Annotated in this window: 17 protein-coding genes; 7 read left to right on the forward strand and 10 right to left on the reverse strand. The window is 49.5% G+C overall.

All coding sequences use genetic code 11. The annotated features are described in order from the left end of the window. Positions 1-99: 99 nt before the first annotated feature. Together ACZ50P_RS05500 and ACZ50P_RS05505 are read right to left on the reverse strand one after the other, a co-directional pair. A complete protein-coding gene (locus tag ACZ50P_RS05500) occupies positions 100-687 on the reverse strand; it encodes a fumarylacetoacetate hydrolase family protein (RefSeq protein ID WP_464134115.1) in 588 nt (195 codons plus the stop codon). Continuing rightward, positions 684-1,175 (reverse strand): SixA phosphatase family protein, encoded by a 492-nt coding sequence (locus ACZ50P_RS05505; RefSeq protein ID WP_464134117.1) that lies wholly within the window; start codon positions 1,173-1,175, stop codon positions 684-686. The genes ACZ50P_RS05500 and ACZ50P_RS05505 overlap by 4 nt, the downstream gene beginning before the upstream one ends. 78 nt (positions 1,176-1,253) lie before the next feature. Between ACZ50P_RS05505 and ACZ50P_RS05510 the strand changes: the two genes are divergently transcribed. Next, positions 1,254-2,153, forward strand: a complete 900-nt coding sequence (locus tag ACZ50P_RS05510) for an Hsp33 family molecular chaperone HslO (protein WP_464134120.1) — start codon at positions 1,254-1,256, stop codon at positions 2,151-2,153. Here ACZ50P_RS05510 and ACZ50P_RS05515 read toward each other — a convergent pair. Further along, positions 2,150-4,342, reverse strand: coding sequence for a phospholipase D-like domain-containing protein (locus ACZ50P_RS05515; protein ID WP_464134121.1), 2,193 nt, complete (start codon positions 4,340-4,342; stop codon positions 2,150-2,152). The two genes, ACZ50P_RS05510 and ACZ50P_RS05515, sit on opposite strands and share 4 nt — an antisense overlap. Before the next feature lie 161 nt (positions 4,343-4,503). Here ACZ50P_RS05515 and ACZ50P_RS05520 point away from each other — a divergent pair, with 161 nt between their 5' ends. Both ACZ50P_RS05520 and ACZ50P_RS05525 read left to right on the forward strand, forming a co-directional pair. After that, a complete protein-coding gene (locus ACZ50P_RS05520; protein WP_464134124.1) occupies positions 4,504-5,703 on the forward strand; it encodes a sensor histidine kinase in 1,200 nt (399 codons plus the stop codon). 3 nt (positions 5,704-5,706) lie between these two features. Next, complete coding sequence (locus ACZ50P_RS05525) at positions 5,707-6,369, forward strand: hypothetical protein (protein WP_464134126.1); 663 nt, start codon at positions 5,707-5,709, stop codon at positions 6,367-6,369. A gap of 3 nt (positions 6,370-6,372) precedes the next feature. On the opposite strand, the gene ACZ50P_RS05530 is transcribed toward ACZ50P_RS05525, so the two are convergent. From ACZ50P_RS05530 to ACZ50P_RS05545, 4 genes are read right to left on the reverse strand one after another with little or no spacing between them, the layout of a single operon-like run. Further along, positions 6,373-7,275, reverse strand: a complete 903-nt coding sequence (locus ACZ50P_RS05530; protein ID WP_464134128.1) for a hypothetical protein — start codon at positions 7,273-7,275, stop codon at positions 6,373-6,375. Further along, a complete protein-coding gene (locus tag ACZ50P_RS05535) occupies positions 7,275-7,739 on the reverse strand; it encodes a hypothetical protein (protein WP_464134130.1) in 465 nt (154 codons plus the stop codon). The genes ACZ50P_RS05530 and ACZ50P_RS05535 overlap by 1 nt, the downstream gene beginning before the upstream one ends. A 39-nt stretch (positions 7,740-7,778) precedes the next feature. Continuing rightward, entirely contained in the window at positions 7,779-8,504 is a 726-nt protein-coding gene (locus tag ACZ50P_RS05540) for a coenzyme F420-0:L-glutamate ligase (RefSeq protein WP_464117716.1), read from the reverse strand. Position 8,505: 1 nt separating this feature from the next. Next, a complete protein-coding gene (locus ACZ50P_RS05545) occupies positions 8,506-9,513 on the reverse strand; it encodes an isocitrate/isopropylmalate dehydrogenase family protein (protein WP_464121422.1) in 1,008 nt (335 codons plus the stop codon). A 491-nt stretch (positions 9,514-10,004) separates the two neighbouring features. Between ACZ50P_RS05545 and ACZ50P_RS05550 the strand changes: the two genes are divergently transcribed. The 3 genes from ACZ50P_RS05550 to ACZ50P_RS05560 all read left to right on the forward strand — a co-directional run bounded on the left by ACZ50P_RS05550 (position 10,005) and on the right by ACZ50P_RS05560 (position 11,381). Beyond that, positions 10,005-10,646, forward strand: a complete 642-nt coding sequence (locus ACZ50P_RS05550) for a matrixin family metalloprotease (protein WP_464134133.1) — start codon at positions 10,005-10,007, stop codon at positions 10,644-10,646. 105 nt (positions 10,647-10,751) lie between these two features. Continuing rightward, positions 10,752-10,979 carry a hypothetical protein gene (locus ACZ50P_RS05555; protein WP_464117713.1) on the forward strand — a complete coding sequence of 76 codons (228 nt, stop codon included), beginning with the start codon at positions 10,752-10,754 and terminating at the stop codon, positions 10,977-10,979. 114 nt (positions 10,980-11,093) lie between these two features. Further along, entirely contained in the window at positions 11,094-11,381 is a 288-nt protein-coding gene (locus tag ACZ50P_RS05560; RefSeq protein ID WP_464134136.1) for a helix-turn-helix transcriptional regulator, read from the forward strand. Here the strand turns inward: ACZ50P_RS05560 and ACZ50P_RS05565 are convergent. The 3 genes from ACZ50P_RS05565 to ACZ50P_RS05575 all read right to left on the reverse strand — a co-directional run bounded on the left by ACZ50P_RS05565 (position 11,353) and on the right by ACZ50P_RS05575 (position 13,606). Then, on the reverse strand, positions 11,353-12,603 hold the full coding sequence (locus ACZ50P_RS05565) for an Hsp20/alpha crystallin family protein (RefSeq protein WP_464134138.1): 1,251 nt from the start codon (positions 12,601-12,603) through the stop codon (positions 11,353-11,355). The two genes, ACZ50P_RS05560 and ACZ50P_RS05565, sit on opposite strands and share 29 nt — an antisense overlap. Positions 12,604-12,669: 66 nt before the next feature. Beyond that, positions 12,670-13,002 (reverse strand): hypothetical protein, encoded by a 333-nt coding sequence (locus ACZ50P_RS05570; RefSeq protein WP_464134141.1) that lies wholly within the window; start codon positions 13,000-13,002, stop codon positions 12,670-12,672. A gap of 286 nt (positions 13,003-13,288) precedes the next feature. After that, positions 13,289-13,606 (reverse strand): hypothetical protein, encoded by a 318-nt coding sequence (locus ACZ50P_RS05575; RefSeq protein ID WP_464117707.1) that lies wholly within the window; start codon positions 13,604-13,606, stop codon positions 13,289-13,291. Positions 13,607-13,767: 161 nt separating this feature from the next. Here ACZ50P_RS05575 and ACZ50P_RS05580 point away from each other — a divergent pair, with 161 nt between their 5' ends. Beyond that, positions 13,768-14,637: a PBECR2 nuclease fold domain-containing protein gene (locus ACZ50P_RS05580; RefSeq protein ID WP_464134144.1), complete on the forward strand. Its 870-nt coding sequence runs from the start codon at positions 13,768-13,770 to the stop codon at positions 14,635-14,637. The last annotated feature ends 56 nt before the right edge of the window (positions 14,638-14,693 follow it).

A 14,693-nucleotide genomic window follows, 5' to 3' on the forward strand; every position in this document is an offset into this window, starting at 1 on the left:
TTACCTCTATAGAGGGCCGCATATTCGCTCTGCAAATTCAAAAATTCAAGCTTTAGTGTTCCACAAAAGCGCCCGGAAACAGGCGCTTGACGCAAATGGCTAGCGGACGTTCCAGGTGTGTTTTATTTTGCCCACGATCTCGGCTTCCAAAACGTCGCCACGACGAATAGGACCGACTCCGGCGGGGGTGCCGGTCAGAAGTAGGTCGCCCGGGACCACAGGGAAGTGCTGGCGAACGAAATCAATCAGCTTTTCATAGCCAAAAATCATCTGAGAGGTGTTGCCTTTTTGGCGGACTTCGCCGTTGATCTTTAGAATAATTTCAAGGTTTCTTAGCTCCTCCAGATCACTCACGGCAAAGAAGCCAGAAAGCGGGCAGGATTCCTTAAAACTCTTCGCCAAAGTCCAGGGGTGGCCTTTGGATTTAAGCTGATTTTGTTTGTTTCTTTCTGTCAGATCCAAAGCGATGCAGGCCTCGTCAATTTGCAGATTTTCATCAAATTGCAATGCCAGCTCCACCTCGTGATGAATTTCCGTGGCCCATTCGGGAAGATGAATTTCTTTCGCAGCCAGGGTGGCAGTGCTTCCGGCCTTCAAAAACAGCATCGGCTCAGTCGGGACTTCGTTCCCCAGTTCCTTGGCGTGATCGGCATAGTTGCGGCCTACGGCCCAGATATTCTGAATCATAGTTGAATCCTTTTGAGTTCGATAAATTCAAAAACTCCGTCGGCATTGACGTGAAAACCCACGTGTTGGGCCGGGCTCCATTGGGAAAATTCGGAATCAGAAAGATCCTTGTCGGCCGGAGCCACCGCCATGGCTTCCACCACCCAGTCATAATGGGAACACATGAAGATCACAGCGTCTTTTTGAATCGCGGCGTTTTCCAGGGTTTTACTGATGCGCAGTCGGAACTCGGTGACCGATTCATCGGACTTTTGCTCCAGCAGGGACTCTTGAATCACGAGGGGAAGTCCGAAATGCTGAGACAGGGGACGAAAGGTGCTATGCGTGCGTTTTTTTGGGGACACCCAAAGTTCGGTCGGCCGGGGCAGTTCCTCTTTAAGCACCTTGTCGAGTAATTTGGAAGCTTGAGCATGTCCCTCCGGCGTCAGATCCGGATCTCCGGAAAAATCCATGGCTTTTTGGGCGTGTCTAAAGACGTAGATCTTCATGGGAATAAGCTCTCTTCACTTGAAATTAGGGACTTGCTTTGTTAGGTTTCATTTTTCCACAAAGTCCGGGAGTTTGTCATGAGTAAAGAACGGGTTCATCGCTTCGTATCCAAAGATCTGACTTTGCGTATTGCCGCAGTCAATGCCACAGAAGTCGTTCGACATATGCAAAACCTGCAAAACACGTATCCTCTGGCCACGGTGGCTGTGGGGCGCAGCATGGTGGGTGCGCTTTTGATGGCGGCCCAACTGAAAGATGATCAAATGGTGGGCTTGTTGTTCCGTGGTAATGGTCCTTTGGGAAGTGTCTATGCGGAAGCTTCCTATAACGGCCATGTGCGCGGCTATACAGCCAATCCACAATATCAGCCTGAAAATTATGACAATGGTTTAAGTCTAAAGGAAGCCATCGGCATCGGACTTCTCAGTGTTGCCCGACATCAGCCATTCCAAAAGCAGCCGTTCCAGGGAACTGTGGAACTGGTCAGTGGTGAAATCGGGCAGGACATTGCTCACTATCTTCACCAGTCTCACCAGATCCGTTCACTGGTGTCTTTGGGTGTTTATCTGGATACTTACGGGAAAGTTCAATCTGCGGGCGGCGTATTGATCGAAGTCATGCCGGGTGTGGATGAAACGATGGTGGAAAGAATCCAGAAAAACTACGAGGACAAAAAACCGAATATTTCGAAAATGCTTTTGGATGGGGCATCGGCGGAAGATCTGATCAAGCCGTTCTTAGATGGCATTGCGTATGAAGAGCTGGAACATGAACACCCAGTGGAATACTACTGTCCTTGCACGAAAGATCGTGTGATGCGCGCGTTGGAACTTCTGTCCAATGAGGATCTGGAAGACATGATCCAAAAACAAGAACCCGTGCACGTAACCTGTCAGGTGTGCGGTCGCCCTTACGATATCTCAATTCCTGAGGTTCAGGCGTTGAAAGAAAAACTGTACAAGGACTCCCTTCACTAGAAGTAAGAGTCCCCCCAGTCGATCAAAGTGGAGTTGATCCAGCCCACTTTTTCCGCAGCGGTGATACGACGGCCCTTGCTGATATAGTCGAGGGCTTCTTTGCGCATTTCCATGGCGGTTGGTCCATGCAGAATCAGAACCCCACTTTCGGTGTCGTGGATGAAGCTGCGACGATTCATATTCACGCTGCTGATGAAGCTTAATTTTTTGTCAATCACCAGAATTTTGGCATGCATGATGGAATTGTCCTGAGTCCACTCATAGATCTCGACATCTTTTAAGTGTCGATTGATGCCCTGTTTGTTGACGTCTTCCGCGATTTTCGGAGTGCCATCGCCAGCCAGATGAATACGGGTGATGATTTTAACTTTCACCCCTCGTTGCACGGCACGGTCCAGCGCCGCACTGATAGCCACAGACGGGCGGAAGTAAGGCGTGGTCAGCAGCAGCTCACTTTGTGCTGAATCGAACATGTCGATATAGAATTTTTCCAACTGATAGCCGTCAAAGTAAGGCATGGACGTGATATGGCGGACCACAGGAGTTGATTCGGGCAGGGCTCGCAGCCTTGCGACTTGATCCAACGAAGCCTCTTTCGGGACGTTCACGTTGGTTGAGCGATAGCGCTGTGATTCCGGATCACGCATCCAGAAAGCCAACATCTGCGCCATGACGGATTTGACGAAGTTATAACCGCGAATTTCGATTTCAAAGTCGTCATAGTAAATGTAGTCCTCTTCTCCGTCGCCATAATTTTTCAGGAACTTATAGGCTTTATAGAAAGGTCTATCACTGAAAATGTAGGAATCACGGATATTGCGTCCCCCGGTGATCAGGAAGCTTGCTTTAGGATCCGTTGATGAATGTCCGATCATCAGTTTTGTGTGGTTCACGCGGTGGAACTTATCCAGCCAGCCACCGTTGTTCTGGTCAGACACTGTGTATCGGTAATACTGTACTTTGATGTTTGGAAGGCCCTGCTGCAGACGACTTAAAATCGCCTTGTCCTTGCGGGTCATGGTCACTTCCGGAACCAGGATGCGAATCTGGGTGCCTTGCTGGCCATGATAGCGAAGAGCACTGGACATGACCATGCCATAGAAGTCAGCTGAAAAGTTCAGTGAAGAAACCCAGATGACATCAAACTTCGGGGCTTTTGAAAAATCCAGCTCCGCCATCGGATTTTTCCGGTCAAAGTCTTTGCGTTTCAGCGGAGAGCCCGTCAGCGCCAGAATCTTTTGGTTCATGGAATTATAAGGGTCACGCAGATTCACCAGCTTATCGAAAGTCTGAGGACAAGTGGTGTAGTTAAAGTCCTGAGTCCAGAAGAACGCCGAAGGGTCTTTACCGAAGTTGCCTTCGGGGCGTGCACAGATGTCGATGTGATTGGTCAGTTTGATCCACTCATTGGTGGCGCGACCAATATCGACCAGTTGCAGGCCATTGGACCACGTTTTGGATCTTTCGGGATCGCGGAAATAGAACTTGCAGTAATTCACGGCCGGGGAGAACTTCACGCGCACACGCTGACCGTTTTCCTGATTATAGTACCAGTTGAATTCATAGACCCGGCTGCGTGTTTCGCCTGAAAAGATCCATTTCCCCGGATGAATGATGTCGGCATCACATTCCAGACGGGCTTTAAGATATTTTTTCTGATTATCCTGCCGATCATGGGGAAAATGCGTGCTAACAGGCAGATCATTTTCAAAACGCAGGGTGTAGCTATTATAGAAGTTGTGTTCAATAGGGAAGGCGCCCTGAGGCAGGCCAAGTTTAAAGTCATCCATGGACTTGATGGTGATGACTTCCTCTTTGTCAAACAGGCGAGGGCGGAAAGAGGCTGCAAACCAAGGCCCGATACCGGACCATTCCCGCAGGAATAGTTTTGAAGACAGCTGGCGGATCTCCTGACTTCTTTCTGTCAGTAAAGACTCCACTCGACCCCAGTCTTTGTCATTGGGGTTCAGCTTGCGATCAAACGTGGCGTTCGGCAGGCCTTTTTGGAAGAGCTCCTGGTTGTATTCCCAGTCTTTGTTCCAATAATGGGAAAGCTCAATATCAATTTCCTGAATTCGATTGGCACGTTCATCGTCGTACATGATGGAGCTTGGGGCCCGCTGAGGACCCGTACAAGCGGAAAATAGACTGACGGCAGCGACAAGGCCACCCAACCACATCAATTTCATATTTACTAAAACGGTTCAGGACGCTGAAAAGTTAACGATTTTCCCCAAGATAATTCAAAAAAGTAATGTGGACCACGCACGTCTCTTGTCAACTTCCTAGACACCTCGAAACCTCACAGTGGCCCGGGCAAGCTGGTTCACGGTTTGCTGGATGTGATGATATGGAAAATACAAAAGTATTGTCTCAAAATGGGATGCCGGGAAAATGGCTTACGGTCTTTGTGCTGGTAAGCATCGCCGTGGCTGTTTTGAGTTTTACTTTTGAAGTGCAAAGAGCCCGCAGTTCGGTGGAGCAATACGTCGGCATTTGGGAAGATGACATTGCCCGTGCGAAGCTGTTTCAGGGCGATCCTAGTTTGCAGAATAAAATTTTGAGTCAGTTGAAGGAAGTTCACCCGGCTGTGGTGAAAAGTGAAGTGCAAAAGCCCGAGTCCTTGCAGTGCCTGTTTTCAACCCAGGTTCCCATCACCCTGAACTCGTTGCCTGCGGGAAACATTGCGGTCTGTTTCGGGACATCTGAACTGGCGATCAAAGCAATGACCTCGCCGCTGTTTATGTTGGGGTTGGTGCTGGGCCTGATGTTTTTGGGCTGGTCTTACCGCCGTGACTTTATGGCGCGGCTGCATGAACAAAAGTTGGAAGCGGAACTGGCTCTGTCCCGTGAAATTTCTCAGATTTCACGTCAGGTGGCTCACGATATTCGTGGTCCATTGATGGCGTTGACCACATTAAGTCAGCTCTCTCACGAAATGAGCTCAGAGAAAAAAGAACTTTTTGACCATGCGGTTTCCCGGATTAAAGGCATTGCCGAAGATCTGTTAAGTCGCAGTCGCAAACCCCCTGTGACTGGCAGTGCTGCTGTGGTGGTCACTGCGAATCAGCAGGATTTAACCTCTTTGCTGGAATCTTTGCTGAAGGAATACCGTTTCTCAAATCCGCAAGTCAACTTCACTTGGCACAAGCATATACATTCGCCTGAAGTGAAAGTGACTTTGGATTCCATCAAGCTTCAGCGTGTTGTGAGCAATCTGCTGAATAACTCATTGGAAGCCCTTCCTGAAAAAGAGGCGTCGATCAATCTGACTTTGATGGAACGTCAGGATCATTGGCTGTTGCAGATCATGGACAACGGATGTGGGATCCCCGAAGAGATCCTGCCACAGTTGACTCAGGAAGGGGTCAGCTACGGAAAAGAAAAAGGCAACGGGCTGGGTTTGTATGATGCCAAAAAAGCTTTGCAGTCCGTGGGTGGTGATTTGCAGATTCGCTCCCGTGTGGGGGTCGGCACTCAGGTGGTGCTCAGCATTCCCAAACCGGCTCATTCCGAACTTGACCCTGATCTGGGAGCTGCTCATTCTTAATCCATGCACAAGACGTGGAAGTATCTGGCTGTAAAAAACGAACAGGAACTTAAAGATTACCTGCGACTGCAGAAGCTGGCGCTTCATCGTGGCACCCCCGGATGGATCATGATCTGGTTTTTCTCGGTCTGTGCCCTAATCTGTGTTGTTGGCAGTGCTTTTTTTGTTTCTTTGGTTCAAGAAGGCGGGCTGCATTGGTGGTCGGGTTACGGTTCGGCGTTGATGATGTTGCTTTTGGCTGCGGTGTTTGTTTTTGCGGCCCGGGTTTTTCATCGCGCACGCAAGTCCGATATTCTGCGTGGATACCTGCTGCATCCGAACGACTATGCGTTCATAAAAGGGACACTGAAAGAGTTTTCTTATATGACCGGAGACAACCGAAGCATGTCCCGCTACCACGTTCAAGGCGAAGCTGAAGGACCTGTCAGAGAGACTTTGTTCGTGAGTGAATTCTTTGATTCCTCTATATGGCCATTCACCACTCCAGAACAGGATCGGCAGATTCTGGAAGGAGACGACTGGTATGATCTCAAGGGGAAGCGGGCCACACTGCCGATATCGGCATACTTTTTGTGTCGCAAGAACAACCCCAAGGTGGCCATTTTAGTGGGTGTTGATCATGACGTTATTGTCGAGGCACTTAAACGCAGCAAAATGAAACTATAACGTCTATTTATCCAGCTCGATCCCCAGAACGTTCTCGATGGTTTTTTCGTAGATGTCCTTCTTATGAGTTTTGCTGGGGGCGATCTCTTTTCTTCGGACAGAACCAGCGGATTCTGGAAAAGCCACGAACAGATCCTTTTCCTTTCCTTCCGTGGTCAAATCAAACTTGAACTCCAGGCCTTTGCACGAGGCCAGCAAAGACACGGGGCCTTTAAATGTTTTGGCAGGTGTGATTTGCAGCTCGCTGATATTCAGGGTCGTGATTTTTATTTTCAGCTCGGACTCTTGTGGGTTTTCAATATTTTCAATGGCGCAGGGGAATGTGAGCAGAACCGGACTTTGTGATCCGATGTGCACCAGAGGTTTGAAATCAGGCGCGGTGGGGGCGGATGTCAGTTGCATGCTGCTGACCACCAGACCCCAGGGATTTTCCAGGGTTCGTTCGGTGTTGTTCAGCCGGATCTGTGTTTGGATGTACAGGTCATTTTTTTGGGAATTTTCGGTGATACGCAGATGCACCTGGGTTTGGTAGGAGCCATCAGGCAGCTGCTTCAGGCCCAGCAGTCGACCGGCCTGGGACATGTTTTTTTGCTGAATTTTTTCCCGCAGGCGACTGACTTCACGAATGCGTTCTTCGCTTAATTTAGGGGACATCAAAAAAGCCAAAGAAGTTTGGGACTGCCAGAAGTTGTTGGAGTCGTAGTTGAAATAGCGCTCCAGATACTGGCGCAGGAAAGTCATTTTTTCCATTTCGCCCAGTTGCATGTTTTGCAGGGATTCCTTGCCGGCATCCATGGTGACGGCGACAACCCGGGGATTGTTCTTCAGCTGCCAGTACAGGTAAGTCACAGTGCCGGCCCAGATAAGACTGGCGCCAAGAAGCAGAAGCAAAACACGTGTCTTCATTATTCGGCCTTGTCCAAGGGAAGGATTTCAATCATCTGATCGCGGTGGTACTTTTTGTTCGGGCCTTCATCGACCCACTGGTCGATTTTATAAAGTTTGATCTTGGCTTTACCGCTTTGGAAATACTTCTTGTCAGCCTTGCCGGTCGTTTCCTTTAGCAGGGTGGCCGGTCCATTCTGGAAAAAGTCCAGCTGCGCCTTCATTTTCTCTGTTTCCAGGCGCATGACTTCCATGTCTTTTTCATCGCTAAAGTAAAAGTTTGCAGCCACTGCCGAAATCACACCGATAATACCACCCCAATACATTGCGTGAAGCTCGGGGCGTTCATCTGCCGGGGCCGTGGCCGCGCCGATAACGGCTCCGACGCCGATTCCGATCCCCGTGGTCGCAAGGCGACTTTTTTGGTTGGTGGCACAAGACGAAAGCAAGAAGCAAAATCCAAGAAGCAAAGACATTGATTTCATATAATCAATGCTAAGTTTAAAACCTGTTTCAGGCAAATGCTACTTCATGAGATGTTGGTAAAGGGGCAGGTACATGTCCTCGGCCGGCGGGATTTCCAGATCCGAACGCAATGGTCGGGGATTGAATGTGACAGGGGCATTGTGAATCACAGCTAATGGGCATCTTTCCGCCGCTTCCCCCATCATCAGCACGGCGGCTGTGGCCAGACTGTCTGCCAGATTGATTTTAGTCATCTTTAGTTCGCGACCAAAGATGTCTTTTTCACCGATCATATTGCGAACGGGATCAAATCCCGCAAAAGACAGGGCGGCCCCAACCACACCATGGCGCAGGGGACTGGTGTGAGAGTCCGTAACAAGAATTCCCAGATTCTTTAAGCCCAGTTTCGCACAAAGATCCAGGCGCAGTTTTTCTGCAGAGGCATAGGGATCCTGCGGGTAAAGAATATAGTCACCACTTTCAGAGTTGGATTCATCGATACCAGCTGCGGGCAGCAGCAGGCCGTGTTTGATGGTCAGGCTGACGCCGTGGCCAATCTCGCCCAGATAATGATCCGCCTCACGACGGATCAGAGTTTTTTTATCAATGCTGTCATGGGCCTGCAGACGATTTTCCGCCAGGCTCACGATCTTGGAAGTGATGGCAAGAAGGGCTCCTTCCTGCCACAGGGACTTTGGAACCTGGGCCACGACGAACTCGGCCAGATCATCACCTTGATGGAAGATCGCAGTCTGAATCGGCGAGATCGTCAGGGCTTGTGCCATATTACTGGGCACCCAGGCGCTGGATGATCGCATCAGTGAAGGACACCGTGGTGCCACGACCGCCCAGATCGCCGGTGCGGGCATTGACGTCAGACAAGGCGGCAATCAAGGCTTTCATGATCGCGTCGGCTTTGCCGTTTTCGCCCACGTGTTGAAGCATCATGACTGCAGATTGCAACAGCGCGGTTGGATTGGCTTTGTTTTGTCCTGCAATGTCCGGAGCAGAGCCGTGAACAGCTTCAAAGATCGCGTGGTTGGCGCCGATGTTAGCACCCGGAACAATACCCAGGCCTCCGACAAGTCCCGCGCAGATATCAGAAAGAATATCGCCATACAGGTTTTCGGTGACAATCACATCGAACTGCTGAGGCTTCATCACTAGTTGCATGCAGGCATTATCCACGATCACATCCTTGGTGGTGATCTCCGGGTATTGCCAGCCGACTTCCTGTGCAACCTTCAAGAACAGGCCGTCGGACAACTTCATGATGTTGGCCTTATGGACAATCGCCACGCGCTGTTTGCCGGTTTTTTGTGCCAGGTCGTAAGCATAACGGGCAATACGTTCTGAACCTTTGCGTGTGATACGTTTGATGCTTTCAGCGGTGTTTTCATCAACCATGCGCTCGATACCGGCGTACAGGTCCTCGGTGTTTTCGCGCACGATGGTCAGATCCACATCCGAGCACACGCACTGAACGCCAGGCAAGGAGCGAACAGGGCGAACGTTGGCATACAAATCAAACTTCTGTCGCATCGTCACGTTGATAGACTTGTGACCGCCGCCCACTGGAGTCGTGGTGGGGCCTTTGATTGCCAGTTTGTTTTTATTGATGGAGTCGAGAGTGGTTTGTGGCAGAAGTTCGCCAACAGAATTTAAGGCGATTTCACCGGCCTGATGCTCTTCATATTCAAACGGAGCATGCACATGTTTAAGAACGCGCACCACCTGAGTCATAATTTCAGGACCGATGCCATCACCGGGGATCACAGTCAGTTTCATCATTATTTCGGCCTTTCGTTGAAGGTCCCTGTTTTATCAAAAACGCGGCCTGTTTCCAAGGGCCACAGCATCGCGCGCGAGCTGGTAGGTGGAGCTTTTTTAGGCTCCCTACCAGGAAAGGCAGGATGTGGGGTGGGTTGTGTGGGCCACGAAGGAATCCCCGGTTGGGGTGGGGCCCGATGGTCTCATTTCGAGACTTGTCTTAGGACTAAAGCAAGGCGCGGGCCACACCTGTTGGAGCCCTTTTGCACCACACTTTGCGGCGAGGGGGTGTGCAAAGCTTGGACAGGTGAAAGGTCATATAAAATCAATAACTTACGAGTTTTTCGGGGGGCTGTCTGTAAAACAGACGGGTTTTTCTGGCCAATGCTCATTTTACGGGCCTTGATGGTCGGGTGGTGAAAACAGTCGTGAATACAGCATCTTAGGGGCTGGCTCGGACCTCGGCGCCAGTGGCCCTTTCCTTGTATTGGTATGAAGGCAAAGGAGGTCGCTCCATGTTGAAGTGGCTTGGGATCAGTTTGATCCTTACTGTAGCTTTATCCATTCAAGCCTGTGCACCGAAGTCTCAAGAAGACTGCGGATTCGTGCAAAACGTGTATGGCGAGCGTATCTCCTGGAAAAGTGATGTTCCAGTGACGATGCATCTGCATGAGTCTGTTCCTGACTCGATGGTTCCGGCTATTCGCAGTGCCGCTGCAACCTGGGCTCGCACTGCCGGGCGCGACATCATTAAAATCGTGGAATACCCTCGAGAGACCGGTCCTCTGAACCCCCACAAAGATGGCCGTAATGTGATCTATTTCATGAATACATGGGAAGCGAACCGCTCCTCTGAGCAAGGGCGCACCAGTGTTTACTGGATTGGGGACCTGATCAAGGAAGCCGATATCCGCCTGAATGCCGCAGACTTTAGCTTTGAGTGGCAAACAATTCCCCTTACGACAGCTGTAAAATCGGGTTCTAGAGGCTCGTCTCGCGTGAATATTGAGGCTCTGGTGCTTCATGAAATGGGGCATGTTCTCGGCTTGAAGCACAAAGATGTTGATGGCTCTGTTATGGCGACTTACCTGTCTAGCGGTGAAGAGCGCATCAACTTGGCGGCGACAGACAGCACGTCCTTGCAGTGTGAATACTAGCAAGCCGTGTAAAATGTCCATGTAAGTTTATTTAAGTTGTTGGAATAGAAAAAAGCTAACTAGACTTTGATTTCGCGCCTGAGAAAACGGGTGAAGGAGACTAAAATGAGAGTGATCAATCTTGAAAATGCACAAGTGGAAACAACCGCTGCAGAATCTTTTGAGCCCTCTATTTCTCCTGTGACCCACAAGTCTTATCATGAGCTGGCAGATACTCCGGTAGTGGAGAGCGATGCTCTGGCGCAGTTGCACACGAATCTTGAAATGCTTCAAGATCTTCAGTCCCGTCTTGCTTTTGTAATGCGTGAAGTACGCTATTTGATGAAAGCATAGTGATTCCCAGTCGTTTCGGCCGGAACAGCGATGTCTCCAGCCTAGGTGGAAAAAAGATGTCGAGCATACTTGTGTATGATGACAGATGGTTTGCATTCCGATGTAATCTCACATATGAAACGGCAACTCTCGGAATTTCAGACTTACTTCCAATCTCATTTTGACCAATGGGGCCTTACAAAAACCGAATGCGAAGTTGGAAGTCTGATTCTGTCAGGCATGAGCCTTCGTGAAATTGCCGATCTGCGTGGCACGTCCGAGACCACGACCAGACAACAAGCTCTCAGTCTGTACAAAAAAGCCAGCGTGGATGGTCGTCATGAGTTGGCGGCGTACTTCCTGGAGCACCTGCTTGTGCGGTTTCAGGAGTATACTAAGCTTTGCGTTCAAAGCGGTTCGTAAGACCTTTTGGAATACGGTAGGTGACCCAATCGCCGTCGCGTTCGCGGGTCATGCCTTCGGTGATCACGGGCTTATCAAAAGTAAATTCTTCGCGGAAGGTCTGGAAGTTGGAACTGCTGACCGTTTTGCCATCGTCTTCCACTTTGTCTTTGAATGAACGCTGACCGGAAATCGTTGCACGGTCTTTTTGGATCGTGACTTTCACGGCGTCTTTTTCATGCTCAGGAACAAATGCCCTTAAAATATAGAAATCTGGATTCTCGCGCAGGTAACTGCCGCGATCTTCAACTTTATAAAAGGGATCTGATTCTTTATCAGAGTATTTGGAAGCTGCTTTGACAAAGTCTTTGCGTGTTTCAGCAAGTTCACGGACGTAGCGCTTTTTTTGAATATTGGCGGCCTCGCGCTGGGCCTCTTCGGTCTTTTGATAGTTGCTTTGGAAACGCTCGTGTTGGTTGCTCAACTCGTTTTCATAGGCTTTTTTGTGATGAGTCAGCCGGTCACTGTACTGGGTGTTGAGCCGTTCTTCACGGGATTCCCAGTGCTTCTGCTGCTGTTCATAGCGCTTGGTAAAGTCGTTGCTCTGACGTTCCAGTTTTTTATCCTGCTGTTCGTGTTCGTGGGCGATTTCGTTTTCACCCCGGGCGCGCAGTTCGTTGTATTCTTTTTCGTTGCGTGTACGCAGCCGTTCCTGATTGACCTGACCACGTTCGACCTCGCCTTGCAGGCGGGTGTCGTTCAGCTGGCGTTGTTGCTCCAGGCGTTTGCCGCTGAATTCATTGATCTGTGCCATGTCTTTGTTGTACTTGGCTTTGGCACCGCGAAGGTCCTCTTCGGTTTTGGCGCGAACATAGTCAATGCGATCGCTGGCGTTCTGCTCGATACGGGCCACCTGAGCCTTAGCATCTTGTTTTGCCTGCGCCAGTTGTTCGGCTCTTTTGTCGCGGGTGGTGGACAGTTTTTGATCGTAGTCTTCCTGCAGGGCACGGGTTTTGGCATTGTACTTTTCAGTCAGTTGCTGACGTTCCAGATGAGCGTCTTGTGAAGTCTCCTGCTGGCGCTTGCGGATATGATTGATGGCAGCTTCGTTCTGCTCTTGCAGGCCGCTTTTTTTGTCGCTGTAGTATTCTTTCAGATCGGCGAGCTCGTTTTCATTTTCTTTAACGAGCTGCTTTTTTTTGCGTGCGTGATCGGCTTGAACCTCGTTCAAATCCGCTTGCATGGCTTTTCTCGTGGAACTGTCTATGGACGACATATTCCTTAAGTGTATCAAAAAGACACAGGACTATTAAGATGCCGGAGACTCCTCGGTAGGAATCTGGCCTTTGGGGTTGGGGCAGTGGGGTTTGAAATCCCCCGTGCGTCCGTTGCAGCGCCAAGTATCGATGTAGGTGACATCTTCATCCGGCGCCACCTGATGATAATAGCGATATTGAATATGATCTAATGTACTTTCAACCAGACGAAAGTCTTGCGCTGGCGGGGGTGTCCCCGGAGGAGGAGCTGGTGTGTTGGCTGGTGCTCTTTTGCTGATCTTAAGGAGAAAGACGCGGTACTCAGCCTTTCCCAGGCTGGGCAGCAGAACAAAAAAGAAAGCCGATAAGAAAACCCGATATTTCACAAGTTCTCCTATCGGCTTTGCGGTGGGAACCTAAAAGGTGCCTGGTTGTTTTTTCTGGCTATAGCGCATTAATTCCATTTGACGCAGGCTCGCCAGAAAAAACAACCAGGCACCTTTCTTCCTTTTCAGGATAGCATTGCGGGGGATGGGTGCAGCAAAATTGTCGATTGATGTCGAATTAGGACTCTAAGCTTTAGACAGAAATTTGAACTTCCCAAACAAGGTCACTAAAGCTTGATTGAACTGCTCAAGCTTTAGACGAAAAAAAGAACTTTAATATGCCGACTTAGTGGCTGTGTTCGTGATTGGCGCGAACGGTATTTTCCACAATATGGAAATACGCGCGAACCAGCATCTGATAAGACTCCGTATCGAGAGCCTGAAGATAGGCCATTTTCTCGAAGTAAGTCTTCTTCGCAATTAGCTCTGTCATGACGTCCTGGACCTTCTTCATCTTATCGAAGCTGTAGAAGTCCTTATCGTCGCTCACTTCCTTGAGCACTTTTGCGATGGATTGGTTGTCAAAAAGAACATGAACACCCATGGCTGAATGTGACAGCAAAGCTTCCATTCTTTCCAAACTTGTTTCTTCTAGATTGACCAAGAGAGCCTCCTGCTGACCTCTTAAGTCCGATGTTGAGGAATAAAACCCACTGTTGCAAGACCAAAAAGCGAACTATGACAGGGTTCGTCGAAAGTGTCCTTTTTCTAGTTGTTGGGACAAGGGAATCTCTCGATAATACAAAATGAAGGATACGAATACACATGGCGAAGACAAAGACCCGGGCTAAGAAGAAAACAACCACGACCTCCTCCTCTGAAAAAGAGTACATCATCGTTGATGAGGCGGCGGGACTCATTTTTGAGAATGAAGAGGATCTGTTTGGGTATTTCAGAGAAGCCATAGATAAACTGGAAACAGAGTACTCCTCTCTTCGTTCGCCAGAGGATTTCTCTGACGAAGAGCAAATTGCTCGTGAAAACTACCTGGAATCCACTTTGGATGAGCCAGATGAAGTTTGGATGGATGACAAAACCTTCGAGGACTTTGCCATTTATCACTTCATTCGTGGCTATGAGCAGGGGGACGAAGCTTTCAAGTATGTCGCCGTGGCCTATGTTTCCACGGAAGACGAGTACCCCACCTTCGTTTTCATCCATTTCCCATCACGTGACAGCCGGGTTTGGCAGAACTACCAGCGCGGCGAAATGGTTTATGACAGAAACTTCGAACAAGTCTCCGGAGCCTCTGTCGAAGGCGATGCCATGGGCGAAGGGGATCCTTTGGCCGTGGGCCTTTATCAGGCCATGTTAAAAGTGCGCAGCGAAAAAGATATTCCTCAGGAAAAGTTCCAGGAATATGCAAATCTGCGTGAGGAAACCATCGAAAATGCCGACGAAATCTGGAGAAAGAACGACCTGGATGGAAATATTCTGGTCAGCTTTATCCGTGAATTCCCGGATCACGAAACCACGAAAGATTTAACCTACATTGCGGTGACTCAGGAAGATGAAGAGTCCAATGTGCATTCGCTGCTGTTCTCGTTCCCGACCACCGACAAGACTTTGGCTGATCGGTATCGGCAGGGCGAAAACCTGCAGGCCGAAGAAGTGAGTCAGGAGTCAGCACACTGACCAAAAACAAAAAACCACTCTGGGGGAAGAGTGGTTTTTTTGTTTTTAGGGGGTGG

Source organism: Bdellovibrio sp. CKG001, from assembly GCF_055397465.1.

What these genes read in the sequence shown, in the direction of transcription:
- ACZ50P_RS05555 (WP_464117713.1), top strand. Translation starts at nt 10,752, where the DNA reads ATGAGAGTGATCAATCTTGAAAATGCACAAGTGGAAACAACCGCTGCA.
- ACZ50P_RS05560 (WP_464134136.1), top strand. Translation starts at nt 11,094, where the DNA reads ATGAAACGGCAACTCTCGGAATTTCAGACTTACTTCCAATCTCATTTT.
- ACZ50P_RS05525 (WP_464134126.1), top strand. Translation starts at nt 5,707, where the DNA reads ATGCACAAGACGTGGAAGTATCTGGCTGTAAAAAACGAACAGGAACTT.
- ACZ50P_RS05515 (WP_464134121.1), bottom strand. Translation starts at nt 4,342, where the DNA reads ATGAAATTGATGTGGTTGGGTGGCCTTGTCGCTGCCGTCAGTCTATTT.
- ACZ50P_RS05550 (WP_464134133.1), top strand. Translation starts at nt 10,005, where the DNA reads ATGTTGAAGTGGCTTGGGATCAGTTTGATCCTTACTGTAGCTTTATCC.
- ACZ50P_RS05565 (WP_464134138.1), bottom strand. Translation starts at nt 12,603, where the DNA reads ATGCAAGCGGATTTGAACGAGGTTCAAGCCGATCACGCACGCAAAAAA.
- ACZ50P_RS05505 (WP_464134117.1), bottom strand. Translation starts at nt 1,175, where the DNA reads ATGAAGATCTACGTCTTTAGACACGCCCAAAAAGCCATGGATTTTTCC.
- ACZ50P_RS05535 (WP_464134130.1), bottom strand. Translation starts at nt 7,739, where the DNA reads ATGAAATCAATGTCTTTGCTTCTTGGATTTTGCTTCTTGCTTTCGTCT.
- ACZ50P_RS05520 (WP_464134124.1), top strand. Translation starts at nt 4,504, where the DNA reads ATGGAAAATACAAAAGTATTGTCTCAAAATGGGATGCCGGGAAAATGG.
- ACZ50P_RS05540 (WP_464117716.1), bottom strand. Translation starts at nt 8,504, where the DNA reads ATGGCACAAGCCCTGACGATCTCGCCGATTCAGACTGCGATCTTCCAT.
- ACZ50P_RS05510 (WP_464134120.1), top strand. Translation starts at nt 1,254, where the DNA reads ATGAGTAAAGAACGGGTTCATCGCTTCGTATCCAAAGATCTGACTTTG.
- ACZ50P_RS05500 (WP_464134115.1), bottom strand. Translation starts at nt 687, where the DNA reads ATGATTCAGAATATCTGGGCCGTAGGCCGCAACTATGCCGATCACGCC.
- ACZ50P_RS05580 (WP_464134144.1), top strand. Translation starts at nt 13,768, where the DNA reads ATGGCGAAGACAAAGACCCGGGCTAAGAAGAAAACAACCACGACCTCC.
- ACZ50P_RS05530 (WP_464134128.1), bottom strand. Translation starts at nt 7,275, where the DNA reads ATGAAGACACGTGTTTTGCTTCTGCTTCTTGGCGCCAGTCTTATCTGG.